Genomic DNA, 20,941 nt, shown 5'->3' with positions numbered 1-20,941 from the left:
CTTCAGGCTGCTCGTGCGGCTTTGAAGTGCGCTAGGTCTTCTCGGTTGATCCGGTGCCGGCCGCCGACCTGGACTGCTGGGAGTCGGCCTTCACGAATCGCCTTGCGAATCGCGGAGTCTGAGATCCCTGCCAGGCCGGCGGCCTCCCCGGCGGACAACCACTCACACCCTGTGCCAGGTTCCGGGCTGGTGTCGCTCTCGGTTCCGGCAGCGGAACCGCGCCATGACATCGCCGCAGACCGCAGGTCCTCCAGCACCTCGGCCGCCACCGGGTCGATGCCACGTGTACGAACCCGCAGCTCGGTGAGGTTGCCATGGCGCTCGAGGATCGCGGCGACGCGTGCCGGAACGAGAACCGCAGGTCCATCGACGCCAACGAGGTACCGCGTCATCGCACACCACCCGCTGGTCGGCGTCCCGCGGTCGCACGGTTGCACGCAGGATGGCTCGGACCGAGGTAGCGCAAACGGTCTCGGTCGTCGTGGTCCAGGTCGAACGCAGCACCAGGCTCGATCACGACACCGCATCGCGCGCAGGGCACACCGCCCGCATCGATGCGTGAACGCCACCTGCGACGCAGCTGCACGTGGTCACGTCCGTAGCCACGCTCCGCTGTCGTGCCGCGCAACCGATCAGTCTCACGCTCGTGCTGACGGCATCGACCACCACGAGTTCCGGCGGGCACCAACGTCGGGCACCCCGGCACGCTGCAGACCCTCATCGGTCCACCTCCGCTCGGCGCCCTGCCCGCGACGCACGATCACGTCCACCCCACACGTGCCAGACCTCTCCGTTGGCCACAGCGAACGCCTCGCACGCTTCGATCAGCGGACAGCCAGCACAGGCTCGAGCAGCGTCCCGACGCTCGCGCAGTTCATCGCTGGTGAATGGCTCCGGGTCGACCTGGCACGGCGTCGGACGGCCGACCCCTACCTGGGCTTCAAGAGCAGCAACCAGAGACACCCATGCGAGCGATGCCTCAGTCCGCATCCGCATGCTCATCTCGTCACCTCCCCGAGGTGCGGGGTGGTGACCTGGTCCACCGCCCCACGGACCACCCCCCTTAAGGGGTGGTTGGGGTGGTCGTCCGACGGCCCCACCGGGGACGTCGTGGGGTCGTTGGGGTTGTCGGCACTCAGGTAGTACTTCCGACCCCCTCGATCCCCCGGACCATCCGTCACCTGACCGAGCTCAACGGCGCGCTTCGCAGCTGCAGATCCATCACCCTTCTGGCACGACAGACCCTTCGCCTTCCACCGCTTCTCGATTTCGTAGCCACTGAGACCGTTCTCGATCTGCAGCTCGTCAACCACGAATCCGACCAGCGCATCAACCCGCCGCATCTTGGTAGCGGTGCGCCGGGATCCAGCACCCGACAGAGACAGCAGGCGCGTGGTCGGCTCGAACTCCAGCCGGTCCTCATCGAGCAGCACGTCACGACCCTCGGCCCGCAGGAACCGAGCTGACTGGTCGTCCTTGTCCCGGACCATCGTGATGATGACGTCGGCCCAGTCCTCGAGCGCTGAGGATCCACGGGTGCGTTCACCCTCCCAGCCGGCGTGCGCGGCCAGCACCAGGTCACTGACGCCGGCCTCGGCACGCGCAAACGCATCCAGATCGGTCAGCCATCCGCCGACCTCGCCCGGGTCGTTCTGCGACTTGCCGGTGTACGCACGACCGAACGGGTCCACGATCAACGACTCGACCTCGTGCTCGCGCAGCACCGCGGCCAGCCGTGCGCGGTCCTCGACGTGTGGCAGGGGGTTGCGTCGCCCACGGAGGTTGACCAGGAGTAGCCGATCCTGCGGCACGTTGACCTCATCAGCCCAGCGAGCGAGCTGGTGGCCGGACACCTCGTAGTTGAGGATCGCCACCCGTCCCGTCGTCGGCCTCGTGGCGAACTGACCAAGGAAGTGCTCACCCTTGGTCAGCGTCCGCGCCAGGTTCAGCATCAGCGTCGTCTTGCCGGTCTTGCGCTGCGCCACGATCAACGTGGACGCATCCGACGGGATCAGTCCCTCGACGCGCTGTGGTGGCTCCTGCGGACGCGCCAGCACCTCACTGAGCAGTCCAAGATCGAACCCGGGCGCGTTGGCTCCGCGCTCGGCCAGCACAGCGGCATGCGCTGCGTCGCGCACCTGGATCCGGCGCTTCTCCTTCGCGACGTCCATCGCGAAGGCCGTGTCGTAGTCCAGCTGGTCCTCGGGCGGCAGCGGGTCAACGTCGGGGTAGTCGTGACCGATCATCCGCCCTCACCCCCGAACAGATCGCCCTGCGCCGGGTCGTCGATCACGACCGGGATGTTGCGCGATTCGAGGTACGCGGACAGGTCCGGAAGCCGGGACGCGTCGAGCATCCACCCCGACGACACCCCGGACCAGATCGGCCGCAACCCGGCCTCCCGGGCCAGGTCTCCCGCCCGCCAGCCACGCACGATCATCAGGGGCCGGTCGAGCTCGATGGTGATGCGACGGCGACTCATCGGCCCACCTCCCCGGCGTCAGCGACCAGCGCGCCGTACCAGGCGCCCACGGCACGCGGCGCGCCCTGCAGGTCAAGGCATAGGCGCGGTTCGTGACGGGCCAGCAGCCAGCTGACCGACGGCTCGGGGACGGTGGTCCCGATGCGGACGATCACGCGCGTTCCGTCAGGGACTTGGTCGAGCTCGCCAATCGCGCGCCGCATCCGATCCGGGTAGACCGCGGCAGCGAGATCCAAGATCACAGAGGTGCTCAGCATCAGGCCACCTCCCCTCGGACGGCGGCCATGACGTCCTCAGCGATCGTCTGGTCCTCCAGCGCCAAGGTGGCGCGGTGCCGGCAGTTCCTCGCGATGAGGGTCAGCTCGTGCCACTTCCTGCGCAGCTCGAGCTCGGTCGACTGACCGGGGAAGTCCTGCGGCGTCGGACGTGCCCACTCGATCATCCGAGCGCGGCGCTCCCATGTTGCAGCGATCCCCTGCGACAGAGCGTCTTGGACGAACCGTGCGGCCATCTGGTCGAAGTAGTCGTCGCTCATCAGCGGCCACCACCCGACGCAGCCCACTCGCGCAGCTGCTCGACCTCAGTCCGCTCCTGAGCCAAGACAGCCTCAAGCGCGGACCTGTCCAAGTACTGCTCGACCGCCTCGGCGTACAGGCCGCGCAGAGTGTCTGGCGGGAGCGCATCGAGCTCGACCTGCACCAGGCGGCCGTGACGCTCGACGAACTTCGCCGCACGCGAGTCGGTCGTCTTTCCTGGCTGTGGCGGGAGGTTGTACTCCTCGACCTGGGCGGAGGTCAGTGCGACCCGCTCGACCTTCGCCCAGCAGTTGGTCCGCTCGACGAAGTCCCGGTCGATATCCTCACCGCTGGGATCGTGGTCACCGGCGTAGATCAAGATCGCAGGACGACCCAGCGCCCGGACGTGTCCGGCGATCCGATCGACGTGACCCTGTGAGCAGTAACCGCCCAGCGCAATGATGGGTAGGCCCAAGTGCCCGAACCACGACTTGATCTGTTCGACCTGGCCGTCCTTCTCCGAGGCCAAGAACAACGAGTACGGCTGACCCTCGGTCCGATCACGCCGGTAGATCCTCACGGTCTCCTCGACCGCCTCGGCCACCGACTCATAGCCGCCCGGAACGTGGAACTCCCGCTTGCGGTCCAGCAGGTCCGGGAAGGTCCCGGCCCGCCGTGCACGCGCAGTGTGATGCGACAGGGACTTGTAGGCCTGCACCGTGTTCGGCAGCACCTCGGCTGCCACGAGCCGGTAGAACAACTGCCGCAGCGTGACCCCGGTCGAGTACGACCGCACGATCGACGCGGACCTGTCCAAGATGGCATTCCAGTCGTGCTTCATGCCGCCACCTCCTCGGCCCAGGCGCGGGCGAGGGCGGATGCACCGGCGTCGTGGCGTGCGAGGCGATCGGCGACACGGTGGAGGTCGCGGACCAGCCGCGCGCGGCGAATCTGCTCGGTTCGGCGCAGTGCTTCACCTAGACTGGAGAAGTCGAGGTCGCCATCCGAGACATTGCGCCGCTTCACCTTTGCCGGGGTGGGGCGGCCGTTTCGGTTCTCAGGCATCCGCGTCACCGCCCGCCGGGATGGGGCGGAGGATGGCCTCGAGCTCGTTCAGGTCGACGCGGATCAGGCGGGATCCCATGCGATAGCCAGCGAGGCGGCCAGCCGAGATGTAGCGCCGAATCGTTTTCGGGGAGCAGGCGGCGTAATCAGCCGCCTGGGTGATGGATACCAGTCGCTTGCGCGTGGTCGTTGCGGATCTGGACACAGCAGGAACTCCTCAGATGAGGTGTTCCCGCGGCGGCCCATTGCTCGCGGGGTATGCAGCCGATCCGGCTAGGCGATGCGGTCAGGATAGCCCAGGTGTGGACTTAGTCGACGATCTTCGCTCCGTGTGTCGCGTCGGCAATTCGCAAGAGCTCGGCACGGTCAGTGAACGAGACCACCAGCCACCGCTTGCCGCAGCCCGACGCCTTGCAGGACGCGATGCCATGCACGTGTGGAGCCTCCCCCGCGACACCGTGCAGGGGGTACGCGGCCTCCGCGATCGATGGAGCTTTGCGAAAGGCGGACGGGATGCGCTCCGGCTTCATCGATACCCAGAGGCGTGCGCTCGGCACGTGTACGACCATCTCGGCGATGGTCCGACGAGACCTGCATGTGCAGGTCAGCGCCTGCTGCACTCGCCAGTGCTCGTCATCATTGGCGTACTCGATGACTGCCCTGGCGTACACGTCGACGCTCTCATGTCGACCGCTGTGGGCAGACAAATGCGCATATGGCCACGGATCGGCTAGCTCGTAGGTCGTCACCTCCTGGCCAGGGGTGGCCGGTTCGTCGGGGTCGACACCAGATCGCATGACTATGAAGGTCATTCGCCTGACCCCGCCATCTCCGACAGCCGGCGCGCGATCTCTTTGTCGCGCTCGGCGGCTGCGTGCTGGTATCGCAACGCCGCGGCCGGCGTCGAATGTCCGAGCCGGCCCATGAGTTCGGCCAAGGTGGCGCCGGTCTGAGCGGCGAGGACGGCCCCGGTGTGGCGGAGGTCGTGGAATCGGAGGTCATCGCGCCCAGCGACCCGGCGAGCCTCGTACCAGCCGCGACCGGAAACCTTGACCGACCCGTCCTTCGCCACCTTGGCTGGTCGGCCGTAGAAGGTGCTGGGCGCCAGGTGCCCGCCGGTTGCACTCGGGAACAGAAGGCCGTCGCGCCCCGCTTGTGCGTGCTCGAGCAGATGGGCACGGAGCATCGGCATCACGTGCGGCGGGACATACACGTCACGGATGCCCGCGTCGCTCTTCGGCTTCTTCGTGATGACGCCGGCGGACTTGGACCGCACCACTCCCCTGCGCACGTGCAGGATCCCGTTCTTCGTGTCGACGTCGTTGCGGCGCAGCTCGGCCAGTTCCCCGAATCGCAGGGCGCACCATGCGGCTAGCAGCGGCATCAACCTGTAGCGCTCGGGCATCGCCAGCACGATCGTCTCGAGCTCCTCGAGGCTGGCGGGCTTCACCTTCTTGACCCGCTCGGCCGACCCGCCACCGCGGACCTTGGCCGGGTTCGCCGTCTTGATGACACCGCGGTCGACTGCGGTCCCCAGGATGGTGCGCAGCAGCGAGTACGCGTGCGCCTGCGTCGTCGGGCGCCCCACGGCACACAGCTCGTACCAGTGGTCCACCATCTCCGGCGTGATCGAGGCGAGCGGGACGTCCTCGAAGGTCGGCAGAATGTGATCGTCGAGCAGCGCTTCGTAGTGGTCACGCGTGCGCGCAGCCAGAGGCCGACCCTTCACCTTCCTCCCCTCGAGCCAGGCCTTCGAGTACTTGCCGAAGGTGGCGCGGTTCTGGGCCTTCGCCAGACGCGCCTTGGGTGGCTCCCAGGTCTCAGGCGACTCGGCCAGGATCCGCTCGTTGCGCAGCCACACGACGGCGGCGTCCTTGTCCTCAAAGGTCGAGGGCGCGGTGTGCAGAGCTCCGTCCGGCCCCGTGTATCGGGCCTGGTAGCGGCCGCTCCGCATCTTGGTGATCTGACCGAACGCACGTCGATTCTTGGCCTGCGCCACGCCTGCCGCCTCTCCGATGCATCGGATTTGCATCGGTTCAGAGTCTAGCCGTGTCCTCTTGTGTCCACCACCGAGACACGCTAATGTCGCTCAACAGCGCAGGCCAGAGGCACAAACCGCAGGTAGATCCCAGTATCCGCCAGCGACTGGAGTACTGGTTCAAACCCAGTATCGCCCACCAGTAGCACTGCGGACCACGAGCCGGTTCCCGTCCTGGGAGCCGGCTTTGTGCTTGGCGCAAGATCTGCGCAAGTCACGGACGGGTCGCCGGGCGTGGTTGACGATCAAGTCATGACTCTCCGCACCCGCGCACCCCGTATGGCGACAGCGCTCGCCGGCATCGGCCTGGTGGTGTCCAGCCTGACGCTCGCCTCCCCCGCCGCGGCCAACCAGTACTACTCGAGCTGCGCGAACCTCACCAAGGACTTCCGCCACGGCGTCGCCAAGAACAAGAAGGCGGCGAACTACCAGGTGGCGCAGGGCAACCGGCGCCCGGCGTACGGCAAGAAGGCGCGCAAGGCCTACAGCATCAACGCCTCGCGTCTCGACCGCGACAAGGACGGCACCGCCTGCGAGCAGAGCTGACGCGAGGTCGGCCCTGCTACAGACGGTGCCGTCTGGTCGGGGTCAGCGGGCGAGTGCCTCCGCGCGGTCGTCGTACGCCGCGTTGGCGACGGCGTCCTCCTCGTCCATCGCGTCGCGCTTGTTGGCGCCGCGGTAGGTGGCGTGCAGCATCAGGATCGTGACGCCCGACAGGGCGAGGACCACGCCATACAGCTGGTAGAGCTCACCGGGCGTGAAGCCCTGTCCCTGCAAGAAGGTGGCGACGTTGGGCGCGAAGAACGCCACAGCGCGACCGAGGCCCATCATCAAGCCAACGGCGGCGGCTCGGATCGCCAGCGGGTAGATGGATGGGCTGATGGCGTAGTAGGCCGCAACCCCGCCGTTGACAGCCAATCCGATGAGGACGGCGAGGACCAGCACCATCGTCTCGTGGTTGAAGAACGCCGCGAAGGCCGCGAAGACGCCAAAGCCGACGAAGCCGATCCACGCCGTGACCACGCGCGGGTGGAACCGCCGGGCGGCGATCGAGAACAGCAGCGCACCGATCACGCCGCCGGCGGCGACGAGCGCCTGGGCCTTGATGCCGAAGTCGGCGCGCCCGGTGGTCTCGGTGACCAGCTTGGCGGTCAGGCCGTTGGCAAAGTAGAACGCGCCGATGACCAGGCCGTAGGAGACCCACAGCAGGATCGTGCGGCGCAGCATGATCCCGCGCAGCGCGCCCGCGCGCAGCGAACCCTTCGTGGCCGCGGGCCGGACCGGCACGGGCAGGACGTCGGCACGGGCGGCGCCGATCTTGGCCGCGATCTTGTTGTAGGCCTCGAGCGCCCCCGCGGGACGCTTCTGCACGAGGTAGTCGACCGACTCGGGCAGGGCGACGTACGCGACCACGAGCAGCACCGTGGTGATGATGGCGGAGAAGAAGTACGGGCCGCGCCAAGTGAACGCCTCGATCAGGCTGACCGACAGGAAGCCACCGAGCGCCGCGCCGAGCGGGAGGCCGATGCCGTAGATGCCCATGACCGCGCCGCGCCGCTTCTGGTTGGCGTACTCCGCGACGAGCACGTTGATGCTCGGCAGGATCGAGCCGAGGAACAGTCCGCCGAAGAACCGCGCCGCGAGGAAGGTCTCGAACGAGTTCGCGAGCCCGGCCAGCGTCATGCCGACCACGATCAGCACCAGCGAGATCAGGATGTGCTTGCGGCGCCCGATCCGGTCGGCGAAGGGGCTCAAGAAGACCGCACCGACGCCCATGCCCAGCGTGCCGAGCGAGGCGACGAGTCCCTGCTGACCCGTGCTGAGCCCGAAGTACTCCGTCATCGCCGGGAGGGTGAAGGCGGTCACGAGGATCTCGTAGCCGTCGACCATCGTCAGCAGGATGCAGATCGCGACGATGACCCACTGGAAGCGGGTCATCGGGTTGCGCCGGATGGCGTCGGTGAGTTCCACAGGCTCTTCCTGTCTGTGTGTGTAATTACCGCACGGCTATGTGTAGATACCGACGAGAGTGACCGCGCCCACAGACCCGTGTCAAGCCTTCCGCGCAAAAAACTTTGCGTGGTCTAGTCTCTGCGCGATGAGCGAGTCACGTCCCGCCCCCGGCGCCCAGACCCTGGCGCGGGGACTGCGTGCGCTCGAGCTGGTCGCGCACGCGCCGGACGGCGCCGCGATCCAGGAGATCGCCGCAGAGCTCGACGTCCACCGCTCCATCGCCTCGCGGATCCTCTCGACCCTCGCCGAGGCCCGCCTGGTCGTCCGCGGCGGCGACGGGCGCTACCGGACGGGCGCCGGGCTGGCGGCTCTCGGCGCGGGCATCCACTCCACCCTGCGCGCCGCCGCCGAGCCCGCGATGCGCGACCTCGCCGTTGAGCTCAACGCGACCGTCTCGCTCCTCGTGACCGAGGGACCCGAGGCCGTGGCCCTCGCCGTCATCGAGCCGCCCTCGTCGGGCTACGTCTTGTCCTTCCGCACCGGCAGCCGGCACCCCCTCGAGCGCGGCTCGGCCGGACTCGCCCTCCTGGCGGCCGGACCCGCCCGTGCCGGTGAGCCCGAGGCCGTGACCGCCGTACGCGAGCAGGGCTACGCCTCCACGTTCGGCGAGGTCGAGCCCGGGGCGTACGGCGTCGCGGTCCCCCTCGAGCCGAGCGACGGGATCCCGACCGCCTGCCTGAACCTGATCACCTACCGGCCCGAGATCGCCGAGTCGGCGCCGCCGCTGCTGGTGGACGCCGCCAAACGCGTCGCCGCCGCTCTGGCCTGAGCGCCTGTCCCCCCGCTTCATCCGGCCCCGGTGGGGCGCCATCTCACGCGGCAACCCTTGACACCCGGTCGCGCCGGGTGTTTCCATAACTGCCCTCACAGGTGTAACTATCGCCTGTCTCCGTGTATCTATCGCACATAGGAGCCGCGCACATGAGCCTCACTCGGAAATCGACCGCACGGGACGTCACCCTCCCCTCCGGGACGCACATCCGCTACTACGAAGCGGGCGATCCCGGCGCGACGCCGGTCGTCCTGCTGCACGGCTCCGGCCCCGGTGCGACCGGGTGGTCGAACTTCTCCGGCAACATCGGCCCGATCGCCGACGCCGGCTTCCGCGTGATCGCGCCCGACATGCCGGGCTGGGGCGACTCCGACCCGATCTCCTTCGCCGACACCGACCCCGACATCGACCTCGTCGCGCTCCTGGACGCTCTCGGCATCGAGCGTGCCGCATTGGTGGGCAACTCGATGGGCGCCCACACCGCGATCCGGTTCGCCACGCTGCACCCTGAGCGGGTCACCCACCTCGTCACGATGGGCGCTTCGCTGGGCCGCGGCACCGCCAGCCTGTTCGGCCCCGGCGACGGCCCGAGCGAGGGCCTCAAGGTGCTCGTCAAGGCCTACCGCGACCCGAGCCCGGAGAACATGAAAGCGCTCGTCGAGATCATGACCTTCGACAAGGAGCGGTTCGCCACCCCCGAGCTCGTGCAGGCGCGCTCCGAAGCGGCCTCGGCGCGTCCCGACCATCTGCGCAACTACGTCGAGGGCCTCGCCCACGGCGCTCCCATCCCCGTCAAGGTCGACCGCGAGAAGATCCCGGGCATCCAGGTCCCCACCCTGTTGATCCACGGCAAGGACGACCGGGTCCTGCACTTCGAGGTCACACTGTGGCTGCTGGCCAATATCCCGAACTCGCGTGCCGTCCTGCTCAACCGCTGCGGTCACTGGGCGATGATCGAGCACGCCGAGGAGTTCAACCGCCTCGTCGTCGACTTCCTCGCCCACGCCTGAGGAGGCCACGATGACGACCCCGCACCTCAGCTCCCAGCCCACCCAGTCCCGCCAGCGTCCCACCGAGCTCGACACCGACGTCGTGATCATCGGCGCCGGCCCGGTCGGACTCACCCTGGCCAACCTGCTCGGCGTCCGCGGGCAGCGCGCGATCGTGCTGGAGGCCCGCCACGAGCTCATCGACTACCCGCGTGGCGTCGGCCTCGACGACGAGGCGATCCGCACGCTGCGCACCGCCGGGCTGTGGGACCAGATCGAGCAGTTCACGGTCCCCCACCACGTCGCCCGGCTGGTGAACGGCAAGGGCCAGGTGCTGGCGACCAACGACCCCCACACCGAGGAGTTCGGGTTCGCCCGCAAGCACGGCTTCAACCAGCCGGTCGTCGACCGTGAGCTGGCCGCCGGGCTCGGTCGCTTCGCCGGCACCGAGCTGCGCTTCGGCCACCGGGTCGTCGGCCTGCAGGACCACGGCGACCACGTCGTCGTCACGGCCGAGCAGCTCGACGAGGCCGGCCAGGTCGTCGACATCGTCGAGGTCACCGGCCGGTTCGCGGTCGGTTGTGAGGGCGGCCGATCGTTCACCCGCGAGTGGATGGGTGTCGCCTTCGAGGGCAAGTCGCCCTCGACGCGCTGGATGGTCGTCGACATCGAGAACGACCCGATCGGCGCGCCCAACGTCTACCTCGGCGCCGACCCGCAGCGCCCGTACGTCTCCATCGGCCTGCCCCAGGGGATCCGGCGCTGGGAGTTCATGCTCCACGACCACGAGCCGACCGAGCTCGCCGAGAACCGCGACTTCCTCAACGGCCTGCTGAGCCGCTTCGTGCCCGACCCGGCCAGCCTGACGATCATCAACCAGCGCACGTTCACCCACCACGGCCGGATCGCCTCGTCGTTCCGCCAGGGCAACGTCTTCCTCGCCGGCGACGCCGCGCACCTCATGCCGGTCTGGCTGGGCCAGGGCTGGAACTCCGGCGTACGCGACGCCACCAACCTCGCCTGGAAGCTGACCGCGGTCCTGCGCGGGGACGCCGACGCCACGCTGCTGGACACCTACACCACCGAGCGCCACAAGCACGTCGCGGACATGATCGAGGTCAACATGGCGGCTGGCTCGATCATGAAGATGAAGCCGTTCGGCGGCTGGGTGCGTGACCGCGCCGCCTCCGCGCTCAACCTCGTCCCGAAGTGGAAGTCGTACTTCACGGAGCTGCGCTTCAAGCCGATGCCGCGGTACGCCGAGGGCGTCGTCGTCGACCAGGTGAGCCTCACCCCCGGCTCCGCCCGCGCCAGCTTCAAGGACGGCCGGCTCGTGCCGTTCGTCGACTCCGCCGGTGACGGCTCCCCCGTCGGCCTGCAGTTCATCCAGCCGCGGGTCAACACCGCCGAGGCCACCGGGGTGCTGCTCGACGACGTGACCGGCGACTGGTGGTCGCTGGCCACCTGGGGCACCGACCCGACGACCTTCCTCTCCGCCGAGGATCTCGCACTCGTGCAGCGCCACGGCATCCGGCTGCTGTCGTTCATGCCCGAGACCCAGCGCGTGTGGGCGCAGGAGCGGTACGCCGACTCCCCCGCCCCGGTCACCGTCGTGGGCGACACCTCAGGTGCGTTGAAGCGCTGGTTCGACGTCCGGGCCTGCGGCCTGGTCGTGCTGCGCCCCGACCGCTTCGTCGCCGCCGCCGGCTTCAACCAGCAGGCATCGCAGGTGCTGGCGGCCATCGCCCGCGCCGCGTCGCTCCACACGGCCCCCGACGGGCGCCATCGTGGAGCCGATGTCGCGCAGCTCTCCCAGCCCACCACCGCAACGCTGGAGGTCCCGGCATGAGCCTCGCCCTGGTCTGCATGTCCCACAGCCCGCTGCTGGAGTTCAACGACCCGCCCGCCGACGTCAAGGCCGAGGTCGAGGACGCCTTCGCGACCGCGCGGTCGTTCGTCCACGACTACGACCCCACGCTGGTGGTGTCCTTCGCGCCCGACCATTACAACGGCTTCTTCTACGACCTGATGCCGCCGTTCTGCATCGGCTATGAGGCCCTCGGGGTCGGTGACTACGGCACCACCGCGGGTCCCCTCGACGTACCCACCCCGATCGCCGAGCAGCTCGCCGCGTGGGTCGCCGACCACGACCTCGACGTCGCGATCTCACGCAAGATGGAGATCGACCACGGAGCGATCCAGCCGCTGGAGATCCTGTTCGGCGGCATCGACGAGGTCCCGACGATCCCGGTCTTCGTCAACGGCGTCGCCAAGCCGTTCGTCAAGATGTCTCGCGTACGCCGCCTGGGCGAGGCGATCGGTTCGTTCCTGGCCACACTGCACGGCGAGCGGGTGCTGGTGGTCGGGTCCGGTGGGCTCTCCCACGACCCGCCGGTCCCCCAGTGGGCCACGGCCGACGACGCGCAGCGCGCGCTGCTGCTCGACGGCCGGCACCCCACCGCGGCCGCTCGCGACGCCCGCCAGCAGCGGGTCATCGACACCGGCAAGGCCTTCGCCGCAGGCACCGCGACGATCCAGGACCTCAACCCCGTCTGGGACCGCGCCCTCATGCGCACCCTCGCCACCGGCGACCTCTCGCCCATCGATGCGATGACCCCGGAGCAGATGGCTCTCGACGCGGGCAACTCCGCGCACGAGGTCCGCACGTGGGTCGCCGCGTTCGCCGCGCTCGGACAGGCGGGTCCCTACGACGTCCTGTCGTCGTGCTACCGGCCCATCCGTGAATACATCGCCGGCTTCGGCGTGATGACGGCACGCACGTCCTGATCCTGCCCGTCGGCACGTGACCCGACGCAACGCTCGGCCCGGTTGCGTCTGGACCCGGGGCTGCCTGGGTACGAGCGGCGCATGGACACCACAGCATCCGAGACAGTCGTGCTCCGCGACGGCACGCACGACGGCGAGACGATGACGCTCGAGGCGGCCCCGGAGACGATCAGCCTCGACCGCGAGGGCAGCAGCATCGCCGAGGAGTACGTCCGCTCGGTCGAGTTCGAGGTCATCGACGACCGCGAGCTGCAGGTCTACCGCCTCCGCGCCCAGTAGCCGCGAAAAGGTGGTCAATCACCGCCACTGTGCTAGCGTCAAGAGTGTTGAAGGGTTCTCGCCCCCAGGGTGAGGCCACCTCCGGTTCCATCGGGACCGGCACATCTTGTTGATTCTTGGTCTTCGGTTCTGCTGGACATCAGGCGCAGTGCAGATGTCTTCAGCACCTCGCGATCGGCACAGTGTCGTCGCATCATCACCAGCAAGGAATCAGCATGACTGAAGGTACCGTGAAGTGGTTCAACGCCGAGAAGGGCTTCGGCTTCATCGAGCGCGCGGAGGGTGAGGACGTCTTCGTCCACTACTCCGCGATCCAGACTCAGGGCTACAAGAGCCTCGATGAGAACCAGAAGGTCGAGTTCGACGTCACGCAGGGCCCCAAGGGCCCGCAGGCGGAGAACGTTCGCGCCATCTGACGCACTCTTGCACGCCGCCCCCGCCGATCACCAAGCGTCGATCGCCGGGGGCGGTTCTGCGTCTCGGCACAGTACGGAATCGCCGGCACGCATGGCCGGGGCGGGCCTGGGCACCCTCACGGGTTGAACCCGACCGCCCCTGCCCGGAAGGATCCCCCATGACGAGCTCCCAGGCCGACGTCGTCGACCTCCTCGTGCAGCAGCACGGCCACATCCGTGGACTCTTCAACGCCGTCGACAGCGCCGACGATGTCGTCGCGCGCCAGCAGGCGTTCGAACAGCTGCGGCGCTACCTCGCGGTGCACGAGACCGCCGAGGAACTGATCACCCACCCCCGCGCCCGGATGGCCGACGGCGGCAACCCCGTCGTCGACGCCCGGCTCCACGAGGAGACCGAGGCGAAGAAGATGCTCGCCGACCTCGACGGGATGAAGGTCGACGACCCGGACTTCCCGGTGAAGTTCGAAGCGCTGCGCGACGCCGTCGTCGCCCACGCGGAGGCCGAGGAGCGCGAGGAGTTCCCGCTGCTGCGCGCCGACAACGACGCGAAGATGCTCGAGCGCATGGCCGCGGCCGTCCTGGCGGTGGAGAAGATCGCTCCGACGCACCCGCACCCCAGCGTCGGCAGCTCGGCGACCACGAACCTCATGGCCGGTCCGCTGGCCAGCGTGCTCGACCGGACCCGCGACGCCGTACGCGCGGCACTGGGCTGACACGACACCAGCTGACACGACGCGACACGACGCGAAGCGGCCGGTCCGGGAACTCCCGGACCGGCCGCTTCACTGTCTCTCCTGCTTCACGAGGTGCGTGGCGGAGCCTCGCCCCGCCCGCCCCGCTCAGCCGGGACCGTCGGCGCCGATGCTCTTGCGCTCGCGGCTGAGTGCCAGGCCGAGGCCGATCATCGCGACGGACAGGCCGAGGTGGAGCCAGTTGTCGGCGTCGTTGAGCGGCACGAAGTTCGCGTCGTGGTCGTGGCCGACGGCCATGCCGTAGATCCACAGGACGAAGTAGATCGCACCACCGCCGAGGAGGTAGATGCGCGCCGAGTCCCACCGGCCGGCCAGCGCCAGTCCGGCGACGCCGAAGAGCAGGTGGACGATGTTGTGGAGGATCGAGACCTGGAAGATGCCGAGCAGCATCGCTTCCGACTCGTGCCCGGCGAACTGGATGGTGTCGAAGTCGGTGGTGATCCCGGGGATGAAGCCGGCGATCCCGACGAGCAGGAACATCGCGCCGACGACGGTCGCGGTGGTCTGCATCTTGGTGGCGGTCATCGAGGAAGTAGCCACGTCTAACTCCTTCAGAGGTGGGAGGAGGGTCGCAAGCGACGTACCCGCGCACCGGCCGCCCAAGCGGGAACCGCACGGACGAGACCGACGAACTGCGCGGCGAAGAAGTTTCGCGCTCGCAGGTGTAATCCGGCGCACATCGGGAACCACCCCGTCAACAACCGGGCGCGCACGTCACTTACGCCGGGACGGCGCGCCCGGCGGCTTGTCCGGACGTCCTCACCGACACCGACCCATCCCTACTGGCGCAGCGAGATCGCGGCCGCCTCGATCCACTCCTGGCGCAGCACCGGTCCGCCGCCCTCGGGGTGGCCGGTCGCGGCGAAGACCACCCAGCCCTCCCAGCGCGAGGCACCGGAGCGGGTGCGGCCGGGACGCCACATCAGCAGCAGCCCGGGCAGCTGCTCCTCACCGTTGTAGCCGGGACGGCGCACCCAGACGTGCAGGGCCCTGCGCCCGTCGTCGGGCGTGGCCGGATTGGTGTGCCCGCCGTACGGAGGCTGCCTGCCCATGACCGGCAGGATAGAACATGTGTTCGAACGCCGACGTGTCGCCGTCTGTCCCGAGCGGGAGCCTCAGGCAGCGCTCACGACCGCGCCGTACTGCTCACGACGGCGCGCCTCGGCGATCATCGACGGGGTGGCGTCGCCGGGGACCAGCAACGCGGTGTCGGTGCGGAAGACCCGACCGTGCAGCCACGCGCGGACAGCCGCAGCGTAGGTGCGGGAGTCGACTCCCGCGCTCGCACAGGCCTTGACCTCGACCCGCTCCTCGTGCATCCGTTCACCCTCCACGACCACGTCCACATTCTCCCTCATCGGTCCAACGATCAACTACTTGAGGGAGAACGCGGCGTGGCGAGGGCGAGAACGCCTGCTGTCAGTCCTCGTCGTCGGCGGACGCCTCGTGGTGGGTGCCGGGGCGCGGCGCCCAGGGCAGCTCCTTGGAGGGGCGTACGACGATGAGCCGGTCCCCGCGGGCCAGCTGCGTCACGACCGGGTCGAAGTAGCGGTGCACGGTCTCGTCGCGGACCACGGCGATCACCTGGTCGGGCAGGGTCTGTGGCTGCTTGCCGACCTCGGAGACGAGCAGGTCGCGCTCGGCGACCTCGAGCCCCTCGCCGTAGGTCAGGAGGTCCTGCATCACCGACCCGAGCGTCGGGCTGAGTGACGACAGCCCCAGCAACCGACCGACCGCGTCGGACGACGTCACGACCGAGTCCGCGCCGCTCTGGCGGACCAGCGGCACGTTGCTCTGCTCACGCACCGAGGCGACGACGTGCGCAGTCGGGTTGAGCTGGCGCACCGTGAGCGTGGCGAGCACCGTGGAGTCGTCGCGATCGGCGGTGATCACCACCTGATCGGCGCGCTCCACCCCGGCTCGGCGCAGGACCTCGCGCCGGGTCGCGTCGCCGGTGACGATCGCGAGCCCGTCCTCGTGGGCGTCGCTGACCGCGGCCGACTTCGGGTCGACGATGACGATCGACTCCTTGGCGATCCCGTTGCTCAGCAGGGTGTCGACGGCGCTGCGGCCCTTGGTGCCGTACCCGATCACCACGACATGGTTGTCCACGCGCTTCCTCCATCGTGCGACTCGGAACATCTCCCGCCCCTGCGTGGCGAGGACCTCCAGGGTGGTGCCGATCAGCAGGACCAGGAACGCGATCCGGGCGGGCGTGATGACGAACGCGTTCACCATCCGCGCCGTGTCGCTGACCGGCGTGATGTCGCCGTACCCGGTCGTGCTCAGGGTGACGGTCGTGTAGTAGATCGCGTCGAGCAGCGAGATGACGCCGTCATGGTTGTCGGTGTAGCCACGCCGGTCGACATAGACCAGCAGCACGGTGCCGACGAGGATCACGAGCGCTGCGACCAGCCGGCGACCCAGCGCCCACCATGGGGAGCGCTGGTGCTCGGGGAGGCGGACCTTCGCGCTGGCGGACTCGCCGCTCTCGGGACTCATGACCGGGTGTCGCTCGTCAGTCCACGACGGAGCCGTAGATCACCACACCGGGTCCGACGGGTTCACCGCCCCCGCCAGCGTTGTCGACCTCGATCGAGACGAACCGGAACGCGTCGCCCTCGCTGGGCGCGCGCGACCCCGCCGTACGCCGCCAGGTGCCGCACAGCAGGTCGTCCTGGGCACCCTCGGCGTCATTGACGCTCTCCCCGCGCAGGCACAGCTCCGAGGTGCTGGCGGAGAAGCTCTCGACCTCTGCGGTCGTGCGCGCCGGGGTGTCGGGTCCGGCGACGACGCCGATCAGGTAGCCGCCGAGCAGGCACAGCGCGCCGCTGGCGACGAAGACCGGAGTAGGGAGATTGACGTTGCCCACGCCGCACAGGATGACACGCGGACTTCCACGGCGACGGGCGACTCCCCGGCGTCCGCCGAGAGGACGTCCTTCGCCCCTGCTGGCTCCTCAGCAGGCGCGCACGGCCTGGCGGGGACCGCCACCACCGCCGCGGCGCTCGACCGGCTCCATGGTCAGGAGGCCGCCCGGCCAGGTCCGCAGCAGCACGAGCTGACCGGGACGCACGCGCGCAGCGGGGTCGCGCGCGATCCGGGCGAGGTACGCGGCGCCGTACGTCGCCCGCACGAGACCGTCTCGCGTCCGCACCTCGGCGACGCCCTCGCTGATCCGGACGACGCGTCCGACCGCGCAGTCGCGCGGCAGCTCACCGTCGGGCGGCAGCGGACTGATCCGGGGCGTCATCCGAGCACTGTAGGCAGGCCGGTCTGCTCGTCGCACGGGAGTTTCCGCGCGGACGGGGCAGCGTTCCGGCGGGACGCCTACCGTAGAGCCATGGCATCGCTGACTCCGGAGACCGAGCACGAGACTCCTGCGCTGGACCTGACCGCCCTGCGGGAGTCCACGAACCAGGCGCCGCCGCTGGTGGGCCACAACGTGGTGACCGGCGACGCCGTACTCATGGCGGCGCTGGAGACCCACGGCTCCGCCGGGCTGGCCGACGACCTTGCGGCGCTCGGCGCCGAGGCCGGGTCGGCCGAGGCGCGCGAGCACGGGATGCTGGCCAACGAGTTCCACCCCGCGCTGGTCAACTACGACCGCTACGGCAACCGCGTGGACGACGTGCGGTTCCACCCCTCGTGGCACTGGCTGCTCGAGCGCGCCGTCGGCTACGGCCTGCAGGCCTCGCCCTGGACCTCCGATGCCCCCGATGCCCACCTGCGGCGCGCGGCCGGGTTCTATGCCTGGTCACAGGCCGAGCCGGGCCACATGTGCCCGATCTCCATGACGTACGCCGCCATCCCCGCGCTGCGGGTGGACGACGCGGTCGCGAAGGAATGGACGCCGCGGCTGGCCTCGACGACGTACGACCCCCGCACCCTGCCCGCCGGCGAGAAGCTCGGGGCGCTCGCCGGCATGGGGATGACGGAGAAGCAGGGCGGCTCGGACGTGCGCGCCAACGTCACCACGGCCACACCGACGTCGGTGGACGGCGAGTACGTCCTGCACGGGCACAAGTGGTTCACCTCCGCGCCGACCAACGACGTCTTCCTCGTCCTGGCCCAGACCGATGCCGGCGTGGGCTGCTTCCTCGTGCCGCGCGTGCTGCCTGACGGGCGCCGCAACGACCTCGACGTCGTACGCCTCAAGGACAAGCTGGGCAACCGCTCGAACGCCTCCTCGGAGCTGGAGTTCCGCGGCACGTGGGCCCAGCGGCTCGGCGACGAGGGGCGCGGAGTGCGCACCATCATCGAGATGGTCGCCGCCACCCGCCTGGACTGCGTGCTCGGGTCGTCGGCGCTGATGCGCCGCTCGCTGGCCGAGGCCGCCTGGCACGTCGAGCACCGCTCGGCGTTCGGCAGCCGGCTGGCCGACAAGCCGCTCATGCAGAACGTCGTGGCCGACCTCGCCGTCGAGTCCGCCGCCGCCACGACGCTGGCGATGCGGCTGGCCGCGGCCGTCGACCGCGCCGACGACCCGCACGAGGCCGCGCTGCGGCGCATCGGCCTGCCGCTGGCGAAGTTCTGGATCTGCAAGCGCACCCCGATGATGGTGGCCGAGGCGCTGGAGTGCCTCGGCGGCAACGGCTACGTCGAGGAGTCCGGCATGCCGCTGCTGTTCCGCGAGTCGCCGCTGAACTCCATCTGGGAGGGCTCGGGCAACGTCAACGCCCTCGACGTCCTGCGTGCCCTCGGCCGCGAGCCCGAGGTGCTCGAGGCCTGGATCACCGAGGTCGGCCACGCCCGCGGCGAGGACCCGCACCTCGACCGCGCCATCGAGGGCGTCCTCGAGCTCCTGGCCGACACCAGCGCCGCCGAGATGAACGCGCGCCGCTTGGCCGGGCGGATGGCCGCCTGCCTGCAGGGATCGCTGTTGGTGAGGTACGGGGACCCCGACATCGCCGACGCCTTCTGTGCCACCCGGCTGGGTCCGGCGTACGGCGGGACGCTGGGGACGCTGCCGCCCAGCGGTGCGGTCGCCCTCATCGCCGCCGGCGCCACGCCCCAGGTCGGCTGAGCTCTGCCGCGCGTGCGGCGGCTGTACGAGGTCCCAGGAGTCGCACCTCGTACACGTTCTTGCGCGACACGCCGACTGGAACGTCTACACGGTGGTGAGTTCGCTACACGTGTAGCGAATTTGCGCCCCTCAGAGCACCAGGCCGGGGTACAGCGGGTGCTTGTCGAGCATCTCGGCGGAGGCGGCCTTGGTGCGGTCGGCGATGCCGTCGGCGAGGGTGTACGACGCCTTGGAGGGGCCGCCGGCCTTGGTGGTGCCGGGCTGGGTGTTGCGCAGCACGTCGACGACCAGCTCGGCGACCTTGTCGAACTCGTCGCGCCCGAAACCGCGGCTGGTGAGGGCGGGGGTGCCGAAGCGGATGCCGGAGGTGTACCACGCGCCGTTCGGGTCGGCGGGGATCGAGTTGCGGTTGGTGACGACCCCGGCGTCGAGCAGCGCCGACTCGGCCTGGCGGCCGGTGAGGCCGAAGCCGGAGACGTCGAGCAGCACGATGTGGTTGTCGGTGCCGCCGGTGACCAGGCGCGCGCCGCGGGAGTTGAAGCCCTCGGCCAGGGCCTGGGCGTTGTCGGCCACCTGCTGGGCGTACGTCGCGAAGGCCGGCTGGCGAGCCTCGGCGAGCGCGACGGCCTTGGCCGCCATCACGTGGGAGAGCGGGCCGCCGAGCACCATCGGGCAGCCACGGTCGACCGAGGGGGCGTACTCCTCCGTGGCGAGCACCAGACCACCACGCGGGCCGCGCAGCGACTTGTGGGTGGTGGTGGTGACGACGTGGGCGTAGGGGACGGGGTCCTCCTCCCCGGTGAAGACCTTGCCCGCGACCAGACCGGCGAAGTGCGCCATGTCGACCATCAAGGTGGCGCCGACCTCGTCGGCGATCTCGCGCATCTTCGCGAAGTTCACCCGCCGGGGGTACGCCGAGTAGCCCGCCACCAGGATGAGCGGCTTGAACTCCTTGGCCTTCGCCCGCACCGCGTCGTAGTCGAGCAGCCCGGTCTCGGGGTCGGTGCCGTACTGCTGCTGGTGGAACATCTTGCCGCTGATGTTGGGACGGAAGCCGTGGGTGAGGTGGCCCCCGGCGTCGAGGCTCATGCCGAGCAGGCGCTGGTTGCCCAGCTCGCGGCGCAGCTCCTCCCAGTCGGCGTCGGTGAGCTCGGCGACGTTCTTCGACCCGGCCTTCTCCAGCCACGGGCCCTCCACCCGGTGGGCGAGGATCGACCAGAACGCGACGAGGTTGGCGTCGATGCCCGAGTGCGGCTGGGCGTAGGCGTACTCCGCGCCGAACAGCTCACGCGCGTGCTCGGCCGCGAGCGACTCGACGGTGTCGACGTTCTGGCAGCCGGCATAGAAGCGGTGCCCGACCGTGCCCTCGGCGTACTTGTCGCTGAACCAGCTGCCCATGGTGAGCAGCACGGCCGGCGAGGCGTAGTTCTCCGAGGCGATCAGCTTCAGCGATGCGCGCTGGTCGGCGAGCTCCGCGCGTGTGGCGTCGGCCACACGCGGCTCGACCGCCTCGATCACCGCGAGCGCCTCCCGGTACGCCGTACTGGCGCGCGCCGCGAGGGCGGCGGCAGCACCGGAATCCCCGGTCTCACGCGGGGAGGCGGAGGTGGACGGCACGTCGGCGGAGGTCATGGGGCCAGCGTAGTGACCCCGACTTCCGTGCCCGGCAGCGGAACCACCGTGTCCATATTTCGGACACACTGTCCACATCATGAGATTCCGGTTTGTGGAACCCCTGTCCACACGTCGAGACTCCTCGCCATGACCGCTGCAACGACGACCTGGCTCGTGGCTCGCCGCCACGTGG

General features: G+C 69.5%; 28 protein-coding genes. 9 read left to right on the top strand and 19 right to left on the bottom strand.

What is annotated here, in order from left to right; all coding sequences use genetic code 11:
* Window positions 1-2 precede the first annotated feature (2 nt).
* The 11 genes from J2S59_RS20355 to J2S59_RS12870 all read right to left on the bottom strand — a co-directional run bounded on the left by J2S59_RS20355 (window position 3) and on the right by J2S59_RS12870 (window position 6,094).
* Window positions 3-230: a helix-turn-helix domain-containing protein gene (locus J2S59_RS20355; RefSeq protein WP_370871539.1), complete on the bottom strand. Its 228-nt coding sequence runs from the start codon at window positions 228-230 to the stop codon at window positions 3-5.
* 487 nt (window positions 231-717) lie between these two features.
* Complete coding sequence (locus J2S59_RS20350; RefSeq protein WP_368668665.1) at window positions 718-990, bottom strand: WhiB family transcriptional regulator; 273 nt, start codon at window positions 988-990, stop codon at window positions 718-720.
* Window positions 991-998: 8 nt separating this feature from the next.
* The gene (locus J2S59_RS12910) at window positions 999-2,246 is read right to left on the bottom strand and encodes an AAA family ATPase (RefSeq protein WP_068116623.1); all 1,248 of its coding nucleotides are present in this window, start codon (window positions 2,244-2,246) and stop codon (window positions 999-1,001) included.
* A complete protein-coding gene (locus tag J2S59_RS12905; protein ID WP_068116620.1) occupies window positions 2,243-2,482 on the bottom strand; it encodes a hypothetical protein in 240 nt (79 codons plus the stop codon). The genes J2S59_RS12910 and J2S59_RS12905 overlap by 4 nt, the downstream gene beginning before the upstream one ends.
* Window positions 2,479-2,739: a hypothetical protein gene (locus J2S59_RS12900; protein ID WP_068116619.1), complete on the bottom strand. Its 261-nt coding sequence runs from the start codon at window positions 2,737-2,739 to the stop codon at window positions 2,479-2,481. Before J2S59_RS12900 ends, J2S59_RS12905 begins: the two co-directional genes overlap by 4 nt.
* Complete coding sequence (locus J2S59_RS12895; protein ID WP_181641443.1) at window positions 2,739-3,017, bottom strand: hypothetical protein; 279 nt, start codon at window positions 3,015-3,017, stop codon at window positions 2,739-2,741. Before J2S59_RS12895 ends, J2S59_RS12900 begins: the two co-directional genes overlap by 1 nt.
* A complete protein-coding gene (locus J2S59_RS12890; RefSeq protein WP_306825189.1) occupies window positions 3,017-3,838 on the bottom strand; it encodes a hypothetical protein in 822 nt (273 codons plus the stop codon). The genes J2S59_RS12895 and J2S59_RS12890 overlap by 1 nt, the downstream gene beginning before the upstream one ends.
* Window positions 3,835-4,062 carry a hypothetical protein gene (locus tag J2S59_RS12885; RefSeq protein WP_181642050.1) on the bottom strand — a complete coding sequence of 76 codons (228 nt, stop codon included), beginning with the start codon at window positions 4,060-4,062 and terminating at the stop codon, window positions 3,835-3,837. Before J2S59_RS12885 ends, J2S59_RS12890 begins: the two co-directional genes overlap by 4 nt.
* Complete coding sequence (locus tag J2S59_RS12880) at window positions 4,055-4,267, bottom strand: helix-turn-helix transcriptional regulator (RefSeq protein ID WP_068121585.1); 213 nt, start codon at window positions 4,265-4,267, stop codon at window positions 4,055-4,057. Before J2S59_RS12880 ends, J2S59_RS12885 begins: the two co-directional genes overlap by 8 nt.
* Window positions 4,268-4,370: 103 nt before the next feature.
* Window positions 4,371-4,874 (bottom strand): hypothetical protein, encoded by a 504-nt coding sequence (locus J2S59_RS12875; protein WP_068121588.1) that lies wholly within the window; start codon window positions 4,872-4,874, stop codon window positions 4,371-4,373.
* A complete protein-coding gene (locus J2S59_RS12870) occupies window positions 4,871-6,094 on the bottom strand; it encodes a tyrosine-type recombinase/integrase (protein WP_068121591.1) in 1,224 nt (407 codons plus the stop codon). Before J2S59_RS12870 ends, J2S59_RS12875 begins: the two co-directional genes overlap by 4 nt.
* Before the next feature lie 258 nt (window positions 6,095-6,352).
* Between J2S59_RS12870 and J2S59_RS12865 the strand changes: the two genes are divergently transcribed.
* Window positions 6,353-6,646: an excalibur calcium-binding domain-containing protein gene (locus J2S59_RS12865; protein WP_181642051.1), complete on the top strand. Its 294-nt coding sequence runs from the start codon at window positions 6,353-6,355 to the stop codon at window positions 6,644-6,646.
* Between the two features lie 42 nt (window positions 6,647-6,688).
* Here J2S59_RS12865 and J2S59_RS12860 read toward each other — a convergent pair whose 3' ends face one another.
* Window positions 6,689-8,071 (bottom strand): MFS transporter, encoded by a 1,383-nt coding sequence (locus J2S59_RS12860; RefSeq protein WP_306825188.1) that lies wholly within the window; start codon window positions 8,069-8,071, stop codon window positions 6,689-6,691.
* 127 nt (window positions 8,072-8,198) lie between these two features.
* Between J2S59_RS12860 and J2S59_RS12855 the strand changes: the two genes are divergently transcribed.
* The 7 genes from J2S59_RS12855 (at window position 8,199) to J2S59_RS12825 (ending at window position 14,069) form a co-directional block, all read left to right on the top strand.
* Window positions 8,199-8,882 carry an IclR family transcriptional regulator gene (locus J2S59_RS12855; protein WP_068123127.1) on the top strand — a complete coding sequence of 228 codons (684 nt, stop codon included), beginning with the start codon at window positions 8,199-8,201 and terminating at the stop codon, window positions 8,880-8,882.
* Between the two features lie 152 nt (window positions 8,883-9,034).
* Window positions 9,035-9,895: an alpha/beta fold hydrolase gene (locus tag J2S59_RS12850; protein WP_068123125.1), complete on the top strand. Its 861-nt coding sequence runs from the start codon at window positions 9,035-9,037 to the stop codon at window positions 9,893-9,895.
* A gap of 10 nt (window positions 9,896-9,905) precedes the next feature.
* Window positions 9,906-11,723 carry a bifunctional 3-(3-hydroxy-phenyl)propionate/3-hydroxycinnamic acid hydroxylase MhpA gene (mhpA, locus tag J2S59_RS12845; RefSeq protein WP_181642407.1) on the top strand — a complete coding sequence of 606 codons (1,818 nt, stop codon included), beginning with the start codon at window positions 9,906-9,908 and terminating at the stop codon, window positions 11,721-11,723.
* On the top strand, window positions 11,720-12,661 hold the full coding sequence (locus tag J2S59_RS12840) for a 3-carboxyethylcatechol 2,3-dioxygenase (protein ID WP_068123121.1): 942 nt from the start codon (window positions 11,720-11,722) through the stop codon (window positions 12,659-12,661). Before mhpA ends, J2S59_RS12840 begins: the two co-directional genes overlap by 4 nt.
* Before the next feature lie 81 nt (window positions 12,662-12,742).
* Window positions 12,743-12,940: a hypothetical protein gene (locus tag J2S59_RS12835; protein WP_068123118.1), complete on the top strand. Its 198-nt coding sequence runs from the start codon at window positions 12,743-12,745 to the stop codon at window positions 12,938-12,940.
* A 215-nt stretch (window positions 12,941-13,155) separates the two neighbouring features.
* Window positions 13,156-13,356: a cold-shock protein gene (locus J2S59_RS12830; RefSeq protein WP_306825187.1), complete on the top strand. Its 201-nt coding sequence runs from the start codon at window positions 13,156-13,158 to the stop codon at window positions 13,354-13,356.
* A gap of 158 nt (window positions 13,357-13,514) precedes the next feature.
* Window positions 13,515-14,069: a hemerythrin domain-containing protein gene (locus J2S59_RS12825; RefSeq protein WP_068117095.1), complete on the top strand. Its 555-nt coding sequence runs from the start codon at window positions 13,515-13,517 to the stop codon at window positions 14,067-14,069.
* A 126-nt stretch (window positions 14,070-14,195) separates the two neighbouring features.
* Here J2S59_RS12825 and J2S59_RS12820 read toward each other — a convergent pair whose 3' ends face one another.
* The 6 genes from J2S59_RS12820 to J2S59_RS12795 all read right to left on the bottom strand — a co-directional run bounded on the left by J2S59_RS12820 (window position 14,196) and on the right by J2S59_RS12795 (window position 17,361).
* Window positions 14,196-14,648 carry a DUF4383 domain-containing protein gene (locus J2S59_RS12820; RefSeq protein ID WP_246360088.1) on the bottom strand — a complete coding sequence of 151 codons (453 nt, stop codon included), beginning with the start codon at window positions 14,646-14,648 and terminating at the stop codon, window positions 14,196-14,198.
* A 239-nt stretch (window positions 14,649-14,887) separates the two neighbouring features.
* Window positions 14,888-15,160, bottom strand: coding sequence for a hypothetical protein (locus J2S59_RS12815; RefSeq protein WP_068117090.1), 273 nt, complete (start codon window positions 15,158-15,160; stop codon window positions 14,888-14,890).
* A gap of 63 nt (window positions 15,161-15,223) precedes the next feature.
* On the bottom strand, window positions 15,224-15,466 hold the full coding sequence (locus J2S59_RS12810) for a hypothetical protein (protein WP_181641514.1): 243 nt from the start codon (window positions 15,464-15,466) through the stop codon (window positions 15,224-15,226).
* Window positions 15,467-15,527: 61 nt separating this feature from the next.
* Window positions 15,528-16,610 (bottom strand): potassium channel family protein, encoded by a 1,083-nt coding sequence (locus tag J2S59_RS12805; protein WP_068117085.1) that lies wholly within the window; start codon window positions 16,608-16,610, stop codon window positions 15,528-15,530.
* Between the two features lie 16 nt (window positions 16,611-16,626).
* Window positions 16,627-16,980: a hypothetical protein gene (locus J2S59_RS12800; RefSeq protein WP_306825186.1), complete on the bottom strand. Its 354-nt coding sequence runs from the start codon at window positions 16,978-16,980 to the stop codon at window positions 16,627-16,629.
* An 87-nt stretch (window positions 16,981-17,067) separates the two neighbouring features.
* Window positions 17,068-17,361, bottom strand: coding sequence for a hypothetical protein (locus J2S59_RS12795; protein WP_068121469.1), 294 nt, complete (start codon window positions 17,359-17,361; stop codon window positions 17,068-17,070).
* Window positions 17,362-17,451: 90 nt separating this feature from the next.
* Between J2S59_RS12795 and J2S59_RS12790 the strand changes: the two genes are divergently transcribed.
* Complete coding sequence (locus tag J2S59_RS12790; RefSeq protein ID WP_068121472.1) at window positions 17,452-19,134, top strand: acyl-CoA dehydrogenase family protein; 1,683 nt, start codon at window positions 17,452-17,454, stop codon at window positions 19,132-19,134.
* A gap of 129 nt (window positions 19,135-19,263) precedes the next feature.
* Here J2S59_RS12790 and J2S59_RS12785 read toward each other — a convergent pair whose 3' ends face one another.
* Complete coding sequence (locus tag J2S59_RS12785) at window positions 19,264-20,766, bottom strand: glycine hydroxymethyltransferase (RefSeq protein WP_068121474.1); 1,503 nt, start codon at window positions 20,764-20,766, stop codon at window positions 19,264-19,266.
* Window positions 20,767-20,941 lie beyond the last annotated feature (175 nt).

The sequence above is a fragment of the Nocardioides massiliensis genome, assembly GCF_030811215.1.
GTDB lineage: Bacteria > Actinomycetota > Actinomycetes > Propionibacteriales > Nocardioidaceae > Nocardioides_A > Nocardioides_A massiliensis.
The sequence above is the reverse complement of the archived record's forward strand: the minus strand, read 5'-3'. Positions and strand labels throughout refer to the sequence as shown.